The organism is Myxococcales bacterium (assembly GCA_016716835.1).
Lineage (GTDB): Bacteria > Myxococcota_A > Polyangia > Haliangiales > Haliangiaceae > JADJUW01.
This window is the reverse complement of record JADJUW010000005.1, coordinates 1-16903: the sequence shown is the minus strand read 5'-3', so window position 1 is coordinate 16903 and position 16903 is coordinate 1. Positions and strand designations below refer to the sequence as shown.

At 59.0% G+C, this 16903-nt stretch carries 30 protein-coding genes; 11 read left to right on the top strand and 19 right to left on the bottom strand.

The genetic code is table 11. The annotated features are described in order from the left end of the window. Position 1: 1 nt before the first annotated feature. The 7 genes from IPL79_20105 (at position 2) to IPL79_20075 (ending at position 5438) form a co-directional block, all read left to right on the top strand. On the top strand, positions 2-325 hold the full coding sequence (locus tag IPL79_20105) for a hypothetical protein (protein MBK9073280.1): 324 nt from the start codon (positions 2-4) through the stop codon (positions 323-325). Further along, a complete protein-coding gene (locus IPL79_20100; GenBank protein ID MBK9073279.1) occupies positions 315-1103 on the top strand; it encodes a hypothetical protein in 789 nt (262 codons plus the stop codon). Before IPL79_20105 ends, IPL79_20100 begins: the two co-directional genes overlap by 11 nt. Then, positions 1100-1684 (top strand): hypothetical protein, encoded by a 585-nt coding sequence (locus IPL79_20095; GenBank protein ID MBK9073278.1) that lies wholly within the window; start codon positions 1100-1102, stop codon positions 1682-1684. Before IPL79_20100 ends, IPL79_20095 begins: the two co-directional genes overlap by 4 nt. Then, positions 1681-3126 carry a M23 family metallopeptidase gene (locus IPL79_20090; protein ID MBK9073277.1) on the top strand — a complete coding sequence of 482 codons (1446 nt, stop codon included), beginning with the start codon at positions 1681-1683 and terminating at the stop codon, positions 3124-3126. Before IPL79_20095 ends, IPL79_20090 begins: the two co-directional genes overlap by 4 nt. Continuing rightward, positions 3114-3332, top strand: coding sequence for a hypothetical protein (locus IPL79_20085; protein MBK9073276.1), 219 nt, complete (start codon positions 3114-3116; stop codon positions 3330-3332). The genes IPL79_20090 and IPL79_20085 overlap by 13 nt, the downstream gene beginning before the upstream one ends. Positions 3333-3546: 214 nt before the next feature. After that, positions 3547-5169, top strand: coding sequence for a hypothetical protein (locus tag IPL79_20080; GenBank protein ID MBK9073275.1), 1623 nt, complete (start codon positions 3547-3549; stop codon positions 5167-5169). After that, entirely contained in the window at positions 5166-5438 is a 273-nt protein-coding gene (locus IPL79_20075) for a hypothetical protein (GenBank protein MBK9073274.1), read from the top strand. The genes IPL79_20080 and IPL79_20075 overlap by 4 nt, the downstream gene beginning before the upstream one ends. On the opposite strand, the gene IPL79_20070 is transcribed toward IPL79_20075, so the two are convergent. The 7 genes from IPL79_20070 to IPL79_20040 all read right to left on the bottom strand — a co-directional run bounded on the left by IPL79_20070 (position 5435) and on the right by IPL79_20040 (position 8256). Further along, positions 5435-5890: a hypothetical protein gene (locus tag IPL79_20070; GenBank protein ID MBK9073273.1), complete on the bottom strand. Its 456-nt coding sequence runs from the start codon at positions 5888-5890 to the stop codon at positions 5435-5437. The two genes, IPL79_20075 and IPL79_20070, sit on opposite strands and share 4 nt — an antisense overlap. A 3-nt stretch (positions 5891-5893) precedes the next feature. Further along, positions 5894-6274, bottom strand: a complete 381-nt coding sequence (locus IPL79_20065) for a hypothetical protein (protein ID MBK9073272.1) — start codon at positions 6272-6274, stop codon at positions 5894-5896. A 206-nt stretch (positions 6275-6480) separates the two neighbouring features. Beyond that, positions 6481-6699, bottom strand: coding sequence for a hypothetical protein (locus IPL79_20060; GenBank protein MBK9073271.1), 219 nt, complete (start codon positions 6697-6699; stop codon positions 6481-6483). Next, entirely contained in the window at positions 6696-7034 is a 339-nt protein-coding gene (locus IPL79_20055) for a hypothetical protein (protein ID MBK9073270.1), read from the bottom strand. Before IPL79_20055 ends, IPL79_20060 begins: the two co-directional genes overlap by 4 nt. A gap of 94 nt (positions 7035-7128) precedes the next feature. Further along, entirely contained in the window at positions 7129-7512 is a 384-nt protein-coding gene (locus IPL79_20050) for a hypothetical protein (GenBank protein MBK9073269.1), read from the bottom strand. After that, complete coding sequence (locus IPL79_20045) at positions 7509-7736, bottom strand: hypothetical protein (protein ID MBK9073268.1); 228 nt, start codon at positions 7734-7736, stop codon at positions 7509-7511. Before IPL79_20045 ends, IPL79_20050 begins: the two co-directional genes overlap by 4 nt. 166 nt (positions 7737-7902) lie before the next feature. Next, the gene (locus IPL79_20040; protein MBK9073267.1) at positions 7903-8256 is read right to left on the bottom strand and encodes a hypothetical protein; all 354 of its coding nucleotides are present in this window, start codon (positions 8254-8256) and stop codon (positions 7903-7905) included. 74 nt (positions 8257-8330) lie between these two features. On the opposite strand from IPL79_20040, the gene IPL79_20035 reads away from it, so the two are divergent. Next, complete coding sequence (locus IPL79_20035; GenBank protein ID MBK9073266.1) at positions 8331-8477, top strand: hypothetical protein; 147 nt, start codon at positions 8331-8333, stop codon at positions 8475-8477. 278 nt (positions 8478-8755) lie between these two features. On the opposite strand, the gene IPL79_20030 is transcribed toward IPL79_20035, so the two are convergent. The 12 genes from IPL79_20030 to IPL79_19975 all read right to left on the bottom strand — a co-directional run bounded on the left by IPL79_20030 (position 8756) and on the right by IPL79_19975 (position 13752). After that, complete coding sequence (locus IPL79_20030) at positions 8756-9007, bottom strand: hypothetical protein (protein ID MBK9073265.1); 252 nt, start codon at positions 9005-9007, stop codon at positions 8756-8758. Between the two features lie 56 nt (positions 9008-9063). Beyond that, positions 9064-9615, bottom strand: coding sequence for a hypothetical protein (locus IPL79_20025; GenBank protein ID MBK9073264.1), 552 nt, complete (start codon positions 9613-9615; stop codon positions 9064-9066). Further along, complete coding sequence (locus IPL79_20020) at positions 9608-10777, bottom strand: DUF2800 domain-containing protein (GenBank protein ID MBK9073263.1); 1170 nt, start codon at positions 10775-10777, stop codon at positions 9608-9610. The genes IPL79_20025 and IPL79_20020 overlap by 8 nt, the downstream gene beginning before the upstream one ends. Continuing rightward, positions 10774-10977: a hypothetical protein gene (locus tag IPL79_20015; protein MBK9073262.1), complete on the bottom strand. Its 204-nt coding sequence runs from the start codon at positions 10975-10977 to the stop codon at positions 10774-10776. Before IPL79_20015 ends, IPL79_20020 begins: the two co-directional genes overlap by 4 nt. Further along, the gene (locus IPL79_20010; protein ID MBK9073261.1) at positions 10977-11213 is read right to left on the bottom strand and encodes a hypothetical protein; all 237 of its coding nucleotides are present in this window, start codon (positions 11211-11213) and stop codon (positions 10977-10979) included. Before IPL79_20010 ends, IPL79_20015 begins: the two co-directional genes overlap by 1 nt. Beyond that, positions 11213-12034: a hypothetical protein gene (locus IPL79_20005; GenBank protein MBK9073260.1), complete on the bottom strand. Its 822-nt coding sequence runs from the start codon at positions 12032-12034 to the stop codon at positions 11213-11215. Before IPL79_20005 ends, IPL79_20010 begins: the two co-directional genes overlap by 1 nt. A 69-nt stretch (positions 12035-12103) precedes the next feature. Then, on the bottom strand, positions 12104-12337 hold the full coding sequence (locus IPL79_20000) for a hypothetical protein (GenBank protein ID MBK9073259.1): 234 nt from the start codon (positions 12335-12337) through the stop codon (positions 12104-12106). Further along, positions 12337-12669, bottom strand: coding sequence for a hypothetical protein (locus tag IPL79_19995; protein MBK9073258.1), 333 nt, complete (start codon positions 12667-12669; stop codon positions 12337-12339). The genes IPL79_20000 and IPL79_19995 overlap by 1 nt, the downstream gene beginning before the upstream one ends. Positions 12670-12682: 13 nt before the next feature. Next, positions 12683-12895, bottom strand: a complete 213-nt coding sequence (locus tag IPL79_19990) for a hypothetical protein (protein MBK9073257.1) — start codon at positions 12893-12895, stop codon at positions 12683-12685. Next, entirely contained in the window at positions 12892-13335 is a 444-nt protein-coding gene (locus tag IPL79_19985; protein MBK9073256.1) for a hypothetical protein, read from the bottom strand. The genes IPL79_19990 and IPL79_19985 overlap by 4 nt, the downstream gene beginning before the upstream one ends. 1 nt (position 13336) lies before the next feature. Further along, positions 13337-13492: a hypothetical protein gene (locus IPL79_19980; GenBank protein ID MBK9073255.1), complete on the bottom strand. Its 156-nt coding sequence runs from the start codon at positions 13490-13492 to the stop codon at positions 13337-13339. Beyond that, positions 13492-13752, bottom strand: a complete 261-nt coding sequence (locus tag IPL79_19975; GenBank protein MBK9073254.1) for a hypothetical protein — start codon at positions 13750-13752, stop codon at positions 13492-13494. The genes IPL79_19980 and IPL79_19975 overlap by 1 nt, the downstream gene beginning before the upstream one ends. A 17-nt stretch (positions 13753-13769) precedes the next feature. Here IPL79_19975 and IPL79_19970 point away from each other — a divergent pair, with 17 nt between their 5' ends. The 3 genes from IPL79_19970 to IPL79_19960 all read left to right on the top strand — a co-directional run bounded on the left by IPL79_19970 (position 13770) and on the right by IPL79_19960 (position 16762). After that, positions 13770-14099 (top strand): hypothetical protein, encoded by a 330-nt coding sequence (locus tag IPL79_19970; GenBank protein ID MBK9073253.1) that lies wholly within the window; start codon positions 13770-13772, stop codon positions 14097-14099. A 191-nt stretch (positions 14100-14290) separates the two neighbouring features. Next, positions 14291-14818, top strand: coding sequence for a DUF559 domain-containing protein (locus IPL79_19965; protein MBK9073252.1), 528 nt, complete (start codon positions 14291-14293; stop codon positions 14816-14818). 765 nt (positions 14819-15583) lie between these two features. After that, positions 15584-16762 (top strand): hypothetical protein, encoded by a 1179-nt coding sequence (locus tag IPL79_19960; protein ID MBK9073251.1) that lies wholly within the window; start codon positions 15584-15586, stop codon positions 16760-16762. Positions 16763-16903 lie beyond the last annotated feature (141 nt).

The window sequence follows — 16903 nt, the reverse complement described above, 5'->3', positions numbered from 1 at the left end:
CATGACCTGGACGTGGCAAACGATTCTGGACTTCATGTTCTCCGGCGGCGGGCTTGTCGCGGCGTCGGGCATTGCCATTAATCTTCGCCGTGCCTGGAAGCAATCCATCATCGACGCCGCGCTGCGCGACGTACACCACCAGCAACAGACCGCGGAGCTTCGCAGATGCAGCGATATGCAGGCCGAGCTGCTGGCGACCCTGGTCGAGCGCGTTGACCGCTCAGATATTCGCGCTGACAAGAACGACGCGCGCGTCGACCGCATCGAGGACCGCATGGAGGACCTGCTTACCATCATGGCGGGGAGAACGAATAATGGGTCTTAACCGTGGATTCGGCGGCGGCGGTGGCTCCGGCACCAATGGCAGCACGTGGCTGTCTGGTACTGTTGGGCCGACCGCTGGCCAGGGTGTCAACGGCGACTTCTACCTAGACACAGTCACTGGTGAAATCTACGGGCCGAAGACAGGCGGCGCCTGGGGCGCTGCAATTCTCGTCACTGGGGCACAGGGAGCGCAGGGTCCACAGGGGGACCCAGGCGCTACGGGCTCACAGGGACTACAGGGTGACCCAGGGGCCACGGGCGCCGCCGGCAGCAATGGTACTAACGGCAGCAATGGCGCGACAGGCGCCACTGGCGCCGCCGGCCCCGCCGGTAATACCGTCGTGCAGGTTGAGTTTGTCACCGCCTCCAATCCATCGGCAACGCTTGGTGGTGGCGGGCGCTACATCCCACTCAAGCCGGACCTCGACGACTTCATCGCCTGGCAGTTCTCTGCCCCTGTCACTGGCACCGCGGTCGTCTCTGTCATCTACAGCATGAGCGTGTCCAACGGCGGCAACCTTGAGTTACTGCTCGACCGCCGGGTGACGAGCGACGGGGATGACCCGAACGCGACAGTTACGGCTGGCACGGAGTTCACAGTGACCCCGGGCAGCAACACAACGCAGCACACAGTCGATTCATCTGACCACGCCTCATTCTCGTTTTCTGTGGACAAGGGCGACCTGGTGTACTTGAAAATGCTACGCACAAACGACGCCGAAGACACGCACACTGGCGACATGCAGGTGTTCCGTCCGTGGGTCGAGGTGACGCCGTGATTAGTTCGGAAGACATCCGCAGCCTTCCGTCGCTCACCAAGGACCTTGTCAGCGACCAGACGGAAACCAACATATTTAAAAAGACGAATGTGTCCGCGCAGGGGTTCGACGCGACCAAGGGGTTTGGTCAAAACACGAACAACACATCAACGCACGTGCTCGTTGGTATGGGTGGCTTCAACAACCAGAAGATGACGGCCACGCTGCGCTTCGGAAACTTCACGACGCAGGCCAACTCCGACATCGAAGTCTATTGCCGTATCCAGGGCCTCGACGCTACCGACACCTGTTATGTAGCTCGCATGGATAACGATGTAGCCCGCATCTCCAAGATGATTGCTGGCTCCTACACCAACATCACATCGACGGCGATGGCGTGCGCCGTTGACCAGGACATCATCATCTCGCTGCAAGTCATCGGCAGCGCGCTAACCGCCACGTTTGAGAACATCACGGCAAACCCAGGCGTCGTCATAACCCTTACCGGAACAGACACCACCATTACGTCCGGCGGCCTCATGGGCTTCGGCTCGCTCAGTAGCAGCGTGTGGTGCAAGAATTTTACAGCCGAGGAAGTATGAGCGTTAGCTTCAAGGACCGGCGACGGAATGAAGCCAGCGGCATGGTATGGCCCGATTCCGGGACAGACACGCCATCGAGCATCTCCGATGTTTTTGGTGGCCGCCCGTACGCGGAGCACATTGACACAGTTGGCTATGACTACGACATGCACCGCGGTGTCGATGTTCCGTTGAACGAGGGTGACGACTTCCGGTCCCCTATCACGGGCCGTGTTGCGCGAGTTCACAGGTCACACTTCCGCTTTCGCACTGACTACTATCAGCGGTACTGGACCGAGGACGACGACGGATACGGTACAAGCTGGGCCTTCAACAATCCGGGCGTTCTAATGACCGGCACTCGTGGTGGCAGTACCTCATGGCCCACCGTGGACAAGTACCAGAACTTCTCCGAGAAGGTGAATTTGACCGCCGGACAGTGGGAGTTTCGCGTCAAGTTGGCTGCGGGTCAGGGAACCATCAACGGCGCGTTCGGCTTCGGCATGTTCGACCCGGTGTCATCCGAGTACATAATGCTTGAATGGGACGGCACCAACGTGCGCTTTCTCGGCACATACTCCGGTGGCAACCTGTCCAATCACAACACAACCGCTGCGGTGACATCTGGTCACCTGTGGCTGCGCGTACGCTCCAGCGGTACAACCATTCAGTGGGCGACATCGAGCGACGGCGACACGTGGACCAACAAGGCCACCGAGACAAACCCGTCATTCACCAATGGCACGCGACCCGTCTGGGTTGCTACCATGTACTACCGCTCCAAGGACACCAACGCATCGGCTGATGTTGTCACCATCGACAGTGCAAGCTGGTACGACTCTGACGGCATAGGCCGGTTCGGCAACTGGCCGGTATTCATCCGCACAGGTGACAAGGTGTTGTCGTACCACTTCGATGACCTGTATGTGGAGCGAGGCGACTATGTGGATGCCGGAGACGTCATCGGCACCGTTGGCCTCACCGGGTTCGATGACAGGTCTGGCTCCATTGCGACGCCGCACGTGCATCTTGAGTATGCAACCAACAGCCGGTCCGCCTACGATAACGACGACGCCATCAACCCACTTAGGGCCGGCGTCTTACCGCGGGTCAACGTGTCAAACAACGTGTCGGTGGTTGTGTCGTCAGCCCAGGACCCAGACTCCATTGACAGTCACAAGCTGGTCATCACGTGCAATCGCGAAGCCCAGGACTTTGACATGTCAGAGTTTAGTCTGACGGGCAATACCAACACCCGCACAATCAATTGGGACACAAGGTCCGGGCTCAACGCCGATAACGACATCCCCAAGAACAACGGCGTGTACATTGTGCCGTCGTCGTTCAACTCCTCATCGTCCACCTATGTTGTAACAATCTACTTTAACAAATCGACAGTTGGCTCAACGCTTGTGTCCGCCTACATCAAAGACAGCAATGGAGTAACGCTATGGTCCATCTAATCATTCTCATTGTGTTTATGGCCGCATCGTTCGCCTCGGGCTATTGGCTGCGCCACAGGCGCGGCGTTGTGCTCGACATCAAGAAAGCTGTCGCCGGCCTGGCCCAGCTTAGGGATGATGGCAAGGTTGACCCGGAAGCAGCCAACAGGCTAATCTTGCTCGCGCGGGCGGAACGCAAGAAAGCAAGGAAGCATGGGTCTAACTAGAACGCTATCAAGGGGCCTACATCGTACTCCCGTCGAGGGACTCGATAGCGGTGAGACATCACCCACCGTTACGATTACCACGGCGCCAGCAGACCCAAGCGACGACACGACACCTACGTTCGCGTGGACGTGCGACGAGGCTGACTGCACCTACGAGTATCGCATCGACGGCGGGGCCTGGACAGCGTGCGTCACGCCGCTCACACTTGGTGCAATGGCCGACGACACCTATCTCTTCGAGGTGCGCGCCCAGGATTTGCAGGGGAACTACGGCGCGGCTGACTCGCACTCGTGGACACTCGCCACAGCCTACGCCGGCACACTCCCCGCCTCCGTTGGCGCACTAAACGGCTGGTCGCTGGCTAGCCCGTGGACAATACTCTACAACTTTGACAGCGCCACGGTGAGCCCAACCGTCCCGCCATCGGTGGCACCTGGCTCGGTGGCTCACGGGCTCATCAAGTGGGGCTCGGACGCCACAGCCACCAAGACGGCGGATGGACAAAGCGGCTACGCCGACCAGAGCGGATATACTGTAAACACAAACCAGGACTTTGTAATTCAGTACGCCTCGGCGGCGTGGAAGTTTTCCGCAACGGTCCCCACTTGCTATCTGATGACGTTCAGAATCGCGTCAACCCCTGCTGCTGTGCAGACGATCTTTGGCGGCAGCGATGGCGCCGGTGGCGGGTGGTATCTAGAGGCTCACGAGACGGCAGGCATAAGGGCCATGATTGGAACGGGAGCCGTGTACGTTGCAATGTCACATGTTGGTGGCACAAATTTTTACGACAACGAATACCACACTGTCCTCCTCGTCATTGATGACGCCTCAGGAAAGGCGAAGCTATACACGGAGTTTGGCAACACAGAGTCAACCAGCATGACAATTGCGAGCGGCAACGCGATTTGCACGATTGGGCCAGTCGGAACACCATACCATTGGAGTGCGCCAACCACATACCTCACCGTGGCTCGCGGCGAGCACCCGCTCCTCTACACCAACGCACAGTCGCTCTTTGACGAGTACGAAGACGCGCGGCTCAATAACGTCAACCAGACGGCGATTGCGGGGCTGCCAACCACTATCGCAGCACTCAACGCGGACACCTCGTTCACGTTTACTAACGCGTATAACTTCTCAGCCACCACGGCACTAGCGCCAATGACAGGCTCCGCTGGGCCAAACCTGTCACCGTTTACCGGAACCATGGTCACAGCAACTACCGGAACGCAGATGACCCTAAGCGCAGCGCCGCAAGTTCGCACCAGTTTTACGTCACAGGCGTGCGCGACAATTGACAGTGCAGGCGACAACCTCTGGGGCGCTGCTGCCATGCCGCACTCGACGTTTACCATGATAATGGTGACTCGTGGACCGGCATCGCACCCAGGCGGCTCGCCAGATATTATGGGCGTGAGAAAAAGTGTCGCCGGCACAAACGAGTGGAGGCTTTATGCTACCGGGTCTAACGTGACAATCTTTTATGATGGCAGAAGCTATGGTGTCAACGCCAAGGTTCTCACCGTCAACTCTGGCATAGTCAAGTACGCATGGGCGAACTCCGAATGGAATATCTACGCGCTGCGTAGGGACATTGACGGCGGCTACAACAGAATGATTGTCAATGCCACGGCAGGAAACGGCACGACCAACACCGGCACGCTCGCTACACCGCAAACCGCTGAAGGCGGAATCGGGAGAATTTATGAATCAGACGCGGCCAACACGCCTATCAATGCCAGCCATGCTATGTGGGCATGGTCCACAAATATAGCGACCGATGGCGAACTTGACGCAATGGTCGCTGCTATGAGATGGAAGTATGGATTATGAGCAAACGAAAAAACGGAGCAGAAATCATCAATGTCCCACAGCCAGCGTGGCCAGAGCTGGCGTTCCTCGATGACAACAAGGTGATGCACTACATTGTCCCTGACATCACGTCAGACAAGGTGGCGTCATACGACGTAAGCAAGCTACCGCCGGCGCTACAGGCCAAGGCGGAGGCATTGGTGACCGACGCCGTTGTCGACAAGGTCAAGGATGACCCAACCAAGACGGTAACGGTCAAGAAGCCGAAGGCTAAGAACAAGCCAGTCTAGTAACCTGACACGCGCTCGGCTTGCGCTTCCATCGGGTTCCATTGGTATGCCGAGTAGAACCAGTACTTGCGCGGCTCACCCTTAACGGCGGCGCGGATGGTGCCGACCAGGTGTAGCAAGCCATACACCGGCAGGAACAGTGGCCCAAGCACAAAGCATTGCAGCGTATGCACGCGCTCATGCGCTGCCAACATACTGGCAATCTTCTCGCGGTACGGCGACTCCTCGTTCGGCCCATCGACTATCGGCGCTTTGTAGTCATAGACCACGAGCCACCCAAACGTGATGGCCGCTGGGTCAGTCCATATACTCTCTGACACGCACTCCAAGCAGCCGTCGCACCAGCGCCAGCTCTTGGCCTTCCAGAAGACGCTCGCAAGCGTCAGGCCAATGATAGTAGTGGGCAGCGCCCAGACGTATCCAAGTGCAAGCCATTTCCATTTGATGTTCATTTTCTATTCTTCTCCATATGTAAAGTTCCTCACTCGCTCCAGATAGTTGGCGTACATATCCATCACGCGAAAATTCGACGGCTCGCGCATGTGGTCCATGACAACCTGGTGTCCAACCTTGTTCCGTCTCCAGCGCGCCGGCAGCCGCAGCACATCGTATTGCTCCGAGTCGCGCCACGGCCTATGCCCCAACAGCTTGTACATTGTCGCGTTCTTCTTTGCTTTGCGCGCGCGGCGTTGCTCACGGCGGGAGTCTATGCGTGCGACTTCCTCCTCGATGGCTAGCATGACATTGTACGCGATTAGCTTGCCCGCCTCGATTTTTGTCATCTCACTGAAGCGACTAGCGCAGAAGTGCGCCTCGACTAATTCACTTCGCTTCATCTTTTCCCTCCCTCTGCCTACACACAGAATCCACAACCTGGCACAGCACGCAGTCGATGTTCACCCATGAAGTCGAACCGCACGCCGGGCAGGTGTCTATGTGGAACGCCGCCAGGAAGACAACCTCGCGCGCTGTGGTGTTACCAAGCAGGCACGTATTTGGGTCCCACGATGTCGCACACTCCAGGGCGCTAATCGCAATCTGTTCACGGGTTCGCATTGCTCACCTTATCCTCGGCGTTGTCTGCCCATCGCTGCAACACAGCAATCAGCGAACGCACATCGTCGACATCGAGCGAGTCCTCTTCCGCGAGGCAGCTCTGGCATCCACCGTGATTATGCACATCGAGTCGACGTACGCCGTACGCATAGTGCGACCACAGCGAGAACGCCTGGTTGTCGTATAGCTTAATCCTGCTGCTCATTGTTTGTCTTCTCCCTTCAGCTTGTAGTCAGTGGCGGTAATGTCATCGGCAAGGGCGGGGGCCTTTTCATCATCAAACACAAAGCACATATAGCCATCATCATCGGAGTCCACCAGCACAGTGGCGTAGTCGTTCCAACCCGGACGCTTAAATGGCTTGCCCGATGCCACGGCCTCGGCGAGCGTGAACGGGCCGTGCTTGCGGCGGTGAAGCTCGGCTCTAAGTGCGCGTATGCAATCGCCGAACCCTTCCTCCGGCTTGCTGTCGGAGGAGATGCCCATGAGCGCGTCCAGTGCTGACTCCGCTATCTCAAGATGCTCAATTGATAGACTCATCGCCCCCCCCCTCCGCCAGTCTGCTCATCGCCTTGAAGCCGAACATGGTCCATGCGAGGTAGGCGCCTGATAGAATACCCAGTAAGAATCTCATTCAGTCGCCTCCGTCCAGATTCAGCTCATAGTCGCATGCCGTGATGTCGTCAATGCTTAGCCATTCTTCTGCCACGGTGAACCCGTGCTGGTCCGACACCGACGGGCACGGCTCCCACTTATCAAACGCCGTCATTGCCTCAAAGAACGGCTCACCGTCTCCTGGGGCTGGAGCCTTTCTGGTCCAGTACCCTGCCCCCTTCCGCCTAAACGGCCTCCCGCTTGCGACGGCTTCGGCGAGCGTGAACGGGCCATGTTTGCGGCGCTCGATTTCCATGTCCAGCACTCGAACGGTTTCGCCTGTTATCGACAGTTGGTGATAGTCCAGGTCTGGGCCGTGCAGCGCCTTCGATAATATTTCTAGCTGCTCAATAGATAGGCTCATTCATGCCCCCATGCGCAGGCGCTGTTCTGCGGCAGCTTAATAAACATATCAAGGTGAAATTCGAGCAGGTTGGCGGCGGCCCTGTAAGCCTCGGCCAGCACAAGCATATCTTCCTTGACAGGCCCGTTGTACGCAGCGACGGCGCGGTCGGCAGCAAGCCGCAGCGTCATCACGCGCTCTTTGATACTCTCGGTGACTATCAGCTTTCCTGTTTCCGTTCGCATGGCTCTTCCTCTTTCTCGGATGGGATTCGCATCCATTTTATAGTCATCACATTTCCGGTCATGTATCGCTCGATGACGACAGCGTCTGGGTCATTGATACACACCACGGGTCCGTCAGTTGTCGCCAGTGTTACGTTACGAGAGGCCCACACAAAACCGGACCTGCTCACACCACCCTCGCTTGCAGCACATAGTCTCCGGCCAGCACGTCATCGAACGACACGTACTCGTTAGGTCCATCGTCGACGCACTCGAACATGATGTCATTCGTGCGGCCAGCCGTCGCCCGATGCGCGAGTCGGTAGTAGTGATGCTCACTCCACGCCAGCCGCCGGAATGGCATCTTGCTCGCCACAGCCTCCAGCATATTCAGCGGGCCAGAGCGCCGGCGCTTCAGCTCGTCCTTGAGCTTGGTCCGCACGCCATATGCCCACGTCACGCCTTTATCGCCGGCAATCTCCTGGGTCGCATAGCAACCGATGACGGCCAGGGCTTCGCTTATATCGTCACTTGCCAGCATACACATGCTCCCTTGCAATTCCTCTCGTGATAGATGGCCGGCGGCTCGCACTCACTCGGCGAGAAGGCGCCGTGGTGGTCGCGTTGCTGGCGCTTGGTTTCTTCGCTGCCCCCCGGCGGTTCGGCGACTACTCTCCAATTGTTGCCAACATGGAAGCCGAAAATCTTACAGCGCGTCCACTTGCCGTCGTCAAAATTCTCGAACACGCCGTCACTGTTTAGCCGAACTGGGCCGCACGTATAGTCTATGCACTTCCCATCCGCCAACGCCCGCAACGCCTCGGCAGGCGTGAGCACCTTGGCCTCGTCGGCCCATACAACGCTGCCCTTGATTGCGACAACCTGCGCCGATAGTCCACACCAGTCAAGGCTCGGGGCGCCAATTGCATATGGCTTATATTCCAACACGCCGCCGACGCGACGGTAAAGCGTACGTCCACCGTCAGGCGTCCACACGCGCCCACTAATAGCGTCTTCACTCACAAATGCTTCCGCGTGGGTCATAGATACAACCCATCGTTGATGTCTGGTTCATCTGCCGGCGTCTGCGCCCACGATGCGCGGTCAGTCTCGGCAGTTGTGATGGTCCCGTTGTTGGCGTCCCGGTACACGTCGTACACGCCAGGCTTCAGGGACACAAACTGGTCCGCCTCGATGCCATCGGCCAGCGTCTTCCACAGCTCGATGTTGCCCGCACGGGTGCGGGTGCGCGCGAGCATGAGGCGGACGCGAACGCTGGATACAATCGCCATCCCGTGACGGCGCGGCAGCCCATGGCGCACCTCAATAGTTGAAATGTATTCCTGCACTATTCATCCTCCAGAAAATCCGTGCCGGGTCCCTTGCGGACAAAGCCGCTGGAGTCCTCGATGATTTTATCAAGCGACGCCGTCGCGGTTGTCTTGGCCGTGCGCTTCTTAGCGGGCGCGACCAACGGGCCGCCGACAGACGCAACGGTTTGTATGACGCTGCGCGACCACGCGGCCATCGCCTCGCGCTGGGCAGGGCTCATGCTCGCTTCGCCAACCCACTTGACCTCGCGGCGCACTTCGCCGTTGTTCGGGTTCACCTCGTCCTCGACAGTGACCTGGGTTTCGAGCGGCAGCACGGCGTCGAGCTCGGCGCCAGTACAGCTCGCCAGGTCGAACAGGTCATTGCCGGTCCACCCGCACTTGCGCAACGCCTCGACAAAGTATGGCAGCGCCTTGGGCGACAGGGGTCGCGAGTAGCTCGCAATCTTGCCGTCCGCATTGCGGAACATAATTTTGCCGATTGGTTCCTTGCCATCCTTGCGAGGAATCAATTTCACTTCACCAACGCGCGCGCGGTGATACCCAATATCCATATCGTAATTACTCATTGTCATTTCCCTCTGTTAGCTCGGATGCCGCCGCACCCATGAATTTCAATGTCTCGCTGCCGGCGGCCAGCGTGACGGCTCCAATGTTTCGCAGCTCACCTATCACCGCGCGCTCGGCAGCGGCCACGCCGCCAACAGGCTTTTGCGCCTTGAGCGCGCGCGAGATTGCAGTCTTGCTTGTGCTGTAGTCGATGGCATCGAGCAGGCCGCGGCTTGTCAGCAGCGGCAGCGCGGCCAGAGCGTCTATCTTCTCGCGCGGCTTTGCGCGGTGCAATGTCAGCACGCGGCCATCGGCCATCGGGATGGGGCCGTTTGAGTACACGTCGCGGTGCAACGCTTCTTTCAGGCGGCGCACATACGACTCCATCATTTCCAGCGACGCCGCGGCCAGCGCGCGCGTATCAGGCGTGACAACAATCTCGGCGCCGACAGGCATCGACTTGGCTGCCAGCTCGATGGCACCGAACGTCTTACAGTTGGTTTTGACCGGGCAGTAGCGACAGTGGTCGCCGGCCTTCTCGACGGCCTCGCCGGCGCGCACCATGGAAACCACAGCGCGCAGCTTGGCCTCGTACGCCTCCAGGTCGAAGAACCCAACGTCAGCATCACTTGGGTAGGCTGTCTCGCCGCGCAGGTAGACCACGCGCACCAGGGCCTCGTCGGTGCCATAGGCGCGCGCGGCGCACATGGCGTAGAAAAGCAACTGTGCGTTGCTACCAGGCGCGCCAACATTGCGGCCCGTTTTCCAGTCGATGACCACCATGCGGTCGGTGCCCTCGCCGCGGGACTTGTCCACGCCTATCACGTCGGCGCGACCAGCGATGATGTCGCCGGCGAGCCACGTTGGGCGGACCTCTTGCACGGCGGCCCAGTAAGCGCGGCCCACGGCGTTTGGCAGCGGTATAGCCTCACCCGTCGCCACGTTGTAGGCGAACGCGAACTCATGCTTGGAGCCATCCGGGATGAACTTAGCCACGGCTTCATCGAGCTGGCCCAGCTCGGCATCCGCCTCGATGTCCTCGTGCGCCTTGCGGCCACGCTCGGAGACAGTGGAGCCCGCCAGCTCAATGAGCTTGTCGACGGCGCCAGGCAAGTAGACGCCGCTGGCCGTGCAAGCAAACAAGCGCGGCAGCGCCGACGCTGTGATTAGTTGGTCACTCATTCCACAACTTCTTTCTCGCACCCAACGGCGCCGCATTCACATTCCCAATACACCCATGAATAAACCGCGCACCGGCTCTCGCCGTCATCTTGGACTTCGGCCCAGGTGGCGTCGCCCTCGACCTTAGCTCCGCATGAGGCGCACGCCAGCTTCACCAGCCATTCGCCATCGGCGTTCTTCTTAACCTTTTCTTTCAACATCACACAGCCCCAATCACTTGTTCATCGCTCCACGTGCGGCCACCGTCGCGCGACATCTTGCCGACAGTTCCGCGGATGGGGCACGTCCACGCCATGACCTCGTGCGCGCCCCATGACAGGCGCAGCAGGCCCTCGCGGGCAGCCATAGCATACCCTGGGTTGTAGGCGGCGGGGACATCGAGCATGGCAGCGACCGCGCGCACCAGGTCGGATGGGGCATGTTTGACGGCGCTCATTACACCACCTCCGATTGGTCCATCGACTCGTTCTCGACCACGCGCGCCTTGGCGGCCTGGTACGCCTCGCGAACAATCTTGCGCGAATCCGGCGTCAGCTCGGCGCGCTGTACCACCGACACAACGGCGTCTAGCTCTCGGCGTTGGCTCACGCCGGCCAGGCGCTCGACCAGCTCGCGGACATCTGCTTGCTCGGCACTCGTCGCCGTCGTTGCAGCCAGCGCGGCCACGGCCACCTTGGCGGCAATCGCTGCGTTCATCGGCGGTGCGTCGGAGCCCTGAATCTCGCCGTCGACGTACACGCCCGCGAGCAGGTCCGGGGCAATGATGCGGCCAAGCGCCGAGATGCAACGCGCCCGCAGCATGGCCTCGCGGTAGCTGTCCCACACGCCAGGGTTGATTTTTGCGGCCAGCGCGGCCACGTCAACGCCCTTGGCGGCGCTCTTCGTTAGGCGCTCAACCTTCGACTCGCGAGTGAGACCGGCCTCGTTGGCCATGGCCACCGTCCACGATAGGCGCTCAGTGCGGCTCTCCCCGCCATGAAGCGGGTGGCGTGTGGCCTCATAGGTCGCGACTTCACGGGTCGACTCAATGAGCTTCACGTGGATGCCGCCCTTCTCCAGCACCGCGGCAATGGCATCGCTCGACAAGATGGGCTTGCCGTCGAACACGCGAATCATGCGCAGCGACGCCGCCGGCGGGAAGCCCAGCTCGGCGCCGGCTTGTACCGTTAGAAACATGTTCGCGTGGTTCCGCAGCTCGGCGGGGATGGAGGTTGATTCGGAGAGAAGACGGGAAATCTCGATGAGGTCTTTTGACATGCCCAAGCAATACCAGGGCGGTCTGACATAGGTCAACCGAATCAGTAAATTATTTTGGCTATTTTGTTTCTATGCCAACCTGGCCGCCACAAAGTCTACTCGCACTAGGGCGGACACCGTCTTGGATTCCGCCGGCCCGTCGTTGAAGCTCACCATGACGTGCGCCGGGTAGATGGCTCCCACCGTCGCTGGTCTGCCCTCCAGCAGCACTTTGTCACCCAAGCGGCAGACGGCCAGCTCGACCACGGCGCCGGCCTCGGGCACGCTCCAGCGCGCCGCCTCGAACTTCTTTCGCTTGGCCACTATTCGCCGTCCACAGGCTTTGGCTTGGCCACCGACTTCAGCCGCGCCTTGGGTGCCGGCGCCGGCATGTCTCGCAGCTCGGGGGCCAGCCGCGGCCCGTCGCTGTCCACGATGACCGGGTCGGCGCCAACGTCGAACACGGCGTTGTACATCGGCTCGATGGCAATCAGCGGCACCCTGGCCGTCATCTCGCCGTCGCGGCGAAACCCGTCCTCGCTGGCAATCGCCTCGCGCAACTTCACGCGCACGGCCTCGAATGCCGGGTGGTCGTAATTGCGGACGCCCTCCAGCATGAGCATCAACTCTTGGCAAAATTCTTTTAGGTTGGTCATCGGGAAAACGCTATCACATGTCCGCGCCGCGCAAAACCGACATCGAGGTTTCAATGGCCACGGTCATCGTTGGCGACACCGCGCGCGTCTGCCCGATGATAGAAACGAACTCTCGGCCACGCTCACTTTTGCGCTCAAAGATAATGGCGTGGACCGGCTCATTGCCGATAATTTCCGCCCACCGTGAAACCTTATAATCTGCGCCGTATAGCCCCAATACCATCATTTTACGTACACCTTCTCTGGATTAAATTGTGCCTCATGCTCGAGCACTTGCCCGCGATACTCGCGCACCGCTCTGACAATGTTTCCGCCTAGCGCCATGAGTGCGCGCCGCTGGGTCGGGTCTGGCAAGTACCACACCTGCTTGGCCAGCCACAGCGCATAGCATCGCAGTTCCAGCGTTCCCGGCACGCAACGCGACAACGCTTCCTCGGCCATGCGCCTGGCAGACGGTGCCAGGTACAGCGGCGATTCGTAGCGCGGAATGACCAGCGCTAATTCGTCATCAAACATCTTGAGTGATACAACGCCCACCTTGGGCGGCATTAGCTCGGCCATGCGACTCCGGCATGTCCTAATCAGCGCGCGATAGACGCCGACATCTAGCTCGCCGGCAGCTTCGAGGATTTCGCGCGCGCGCTCGGCGTTTGTCTTCTTTGCCATGTCAGTAGCTGCGGTTACCAAGCACAACCAGCACTGTCAAGACGGCCAGCGCCAGCGCGCAAAAGATTGGGACAAGCGACCAGCGGTTGTTCATGTGCTTGGCCTCAATGAGAAACGCAAGCACGGCCATGGCCATCAACGCGACGAATAATTCCATCACTCCCACCCTTTCAAATTTATCAACTTGAGCATGTTTCGCTCGGCGCGCAATTGAAGCTGGCGGACGCGTTCGCGAGTCACACCCAGCACCTCGCCGACTTCCTCCAGCCGCATGGCGCCGGCGTCGGCGTACTTCAGCGAACACGTGCCATCACCTATCGCGTGCCGGCAGTTGGTATGTGGGCAAAGGTCATTGAAATGCGCCATCACCAGGCATGTGCCATACGTTGTCGGCGGCGGTGGCGCGCGTCGGCTCATTCAACTACGATTGCATCATGGGTTCTTTTGACTTGCAATCGGCTATCGCAGTTATCAGCGTCGGCGTCGCGGCCATCGCCTCGTTCATGGCGTGGCATTGGCGCCGGCAATACCAGGGCGCCGAACGTGAAATAGAACGCATGGTGGAGCAATGCGTGCTCGCGGACACCAAAGCCACCGACTATGCCACCGAGTTGACCGTCGCGCGCGGCCAGATTCTCGCGATGCAATCTGCTAGCATTGCGCTCTATGAAAAATACAAAGCCCTTGTTCAGCATGCTCACGATGGCGCTACTCTTGAGCAGCTCGCCGAGTTGTTGCAAGCGTCGCGTCCACCTCGTAAGTAGCACACCGCCGGCCATCGTATCGGCACCCTGCGTGCTCCCACAAATACCTACCGTGCCTCGCGTTCATGCAACGCCGGCGGGTGATGGCTTGGCCATCTCGCGCGCCGATGCGGTATCACTGGCCACGTTCATCGACCTAATGGCCACGTGGGAGATTGTCTTACGTTCATGCCCGCATGTACGATTCGACAATGGACCAACATCTCCGAGTCATGTTCCTGAATCTCACGCACCCGTCGCGCGCTGAATATTGGTGCGAGCGCGCGCTCGCCCGCGCAACGGATTTACCCTATTGGCGACAACATCGAATCGGCAAATATGTGGTCGACTTGACCGTTCCCGATGTTCGCCTGGCCATTGAAATCGACGACAAGTCCCACCGTTCAAGCCACCAAAAGCAACGCGACAATGGCAGAAATAAAGCCTTGTCCACGGCGGGTTGGACGCTTGTCCGCCTACTGGATTCGGACATCATGCGGGCCGCGGCCACGGGCATGATGGGCCAAGGGATGCTCGAGCTAACGGCCTTCCTGGCCGCGCAGATTCGCGACCTACCGGCGCAAGATTCGCTTATTGAATTTCGCGAGGATTACTACGTTCGCAAGGCGAAAGAACGGGCAGAAAAGAAGGCTCGAGCGCAACGTGCGGCGCGCATCTCTCTTGGCAAACGAATGACGAAAAGAGAGCAAAACGCAATTGCCGCAAACCCCGAAATCTAGGCTTTGTTCACTGGCAACTGTAGTCGCCACCTATTTGGCCAAAACACCTACCTCCGGCCACGGCCACTACATGTAGGCGGAGCCATGGCCATGGCCAAACCTTTGTCCACAGCCGTACACAGGTTATCCACAGCTTTGTCCACAGGAAGCTATGGCCACGAGGCGTCGTAGAATCAAATTCTAGCGGCTTTCTCAATTCGGGCAGGTCATGTTCATGGCCATGGCCAAACGCAGGAACCTATGGCCATTGAAAGCCGCAGGGAGCAAAGCCGCTGGCCGCCTGTCTCGCGCCTGCCCGCACGTGCCCGCGCTCGCGCGCGCGTCTGATTCAGAATTTCTACTACGAATACAGAAAAGAAGTTGAATGGCGCTGGCTACCTTCGGGCCGCGCCTTCCCTGTCCAATACAGATTAAGAAAATGTGAAACTATGTCGAAAGCCGATAGGTATCTGCCCCCACCGAAAGCCTACCGGCGCGCTACTTGCTGCCCGTCAGCTGGATAGTTTCGAGATTGTATGCCCTGCGCTTGCGCTTCGGGGCCCTTCCACGTGTCGCTATCGCTCCACTGTTCAGGGATAGTTGATAGCTAACACGGCATTTTTTGGTGAATGGCATTTATTTGGTAAGTGTCTGATATTGCTACTGTCTTGGGTGTCGATTTAGCTTGACAACAATTGGCGCAAAATATTTTGCTATTTGCTTGTAACGGGTATCGGGGCGCGCTATATCTGCCCCGAGCCAATAGGCCAAGAAAGCGAAAAGACAATGAACCTACTAGAACAATATGAATCCTGCTCACCTATCAGAAGAAAACAATTGAAAGCGGCTTTTGCTGAATTAAATTCAGGACATTGTGATGTCGCTTGGGAGGAAGGTGATACCGAAACCCATAGCGGTCGCGGATGGCGCGCCACCAAGTCTATAAGCGGCCATTTGCGCGAAACTGTTAAGCAAGTAGCGCGCCTATACGGGTCGCGCTATGAATATGTGACGCTAGACTATAGGTCGCCTGCGCGGGAATGGGCAGGCACGTGTGAACGTGGTTCAAGCGGCGGGTGGGGCTCGCAATCCACCACACGTTTTTGTTGCAACGTGGCCGACCTACTGACAATCGCGCGCCACGTGCTAGGCGCGGGCGAGCAATATGACGGCATCGAAGGCGCCTTGCTTGGGTCAATTGAGGCGCACGCAAGGCGCGTTTATGAGGCGAACATGAGTGCGGCAAAGCGAGCCAAGCAAGACGCCAAGGCGCGCGTTAAATATGCGCGGGCTGTGGTTAGGGAAGGCGCCACGCGCAGCAAGGCAATCGCCAAGGCTGGGGCCGACAAGCGTGTTGCTGATATGGAGCGCAGGCGCCAACAACGCGCCGAGCGCAAGGCGGTGACGCAATGTGTTGCGGATATTCTATCGGGCAAGGCGGGGGGCGATACGCTGGAGGCGCGCCTGACGGCGCTCAACTCGATACCAACGCCATGGGGGGGACCTATCAGCACAAGGCAAATTCATGACGCTAAGGGCAAGCTATTGCGTCGTGCGGCAAGGGCAGGGGACCACAAGGCGCTACTTCTGATTGCGTATGGGGCGCAGTACCACCGGCCATCGCTCCACAGTAGTAGTCGGCACTGGCATTACCTGAAGGGTATAGCGCCATTGGCCGGGATTCGCGCCGAAGAAACTGGCCTATTTACAGAGGGGTCGCAGGAATCGGCCAGCAATATCGCGAAACTGCGACATAATCGCAAATTGGCGATGAAGGGCCTGGGGGATATGCGACGTCTTGTCGCAGCGTGCGAATTTGGCTGGAATGCCGCTATGGTAAAGTACAATATAAACACGCCTTTACGCGCCTATGCGGTCGCGCAGGACGTGCTACTTGGTCGCGCTGGGAAGGTCCCGGAACAAACAATGGACTATGCGCGGTCGATTGTGCGCCTAGTAGGTTGACACCTAGCACATAGCGCGCAAGTAGCGCGCGACATCTAACCCGCCATGCGCGGGTTTTTTTGTGTCCTAGTCACGCTGTCCGGTTTTCGGACTAACGCGAAACTGTCCGGTTTTCGGACCGGCGCTGGAGTGTCCGATAGT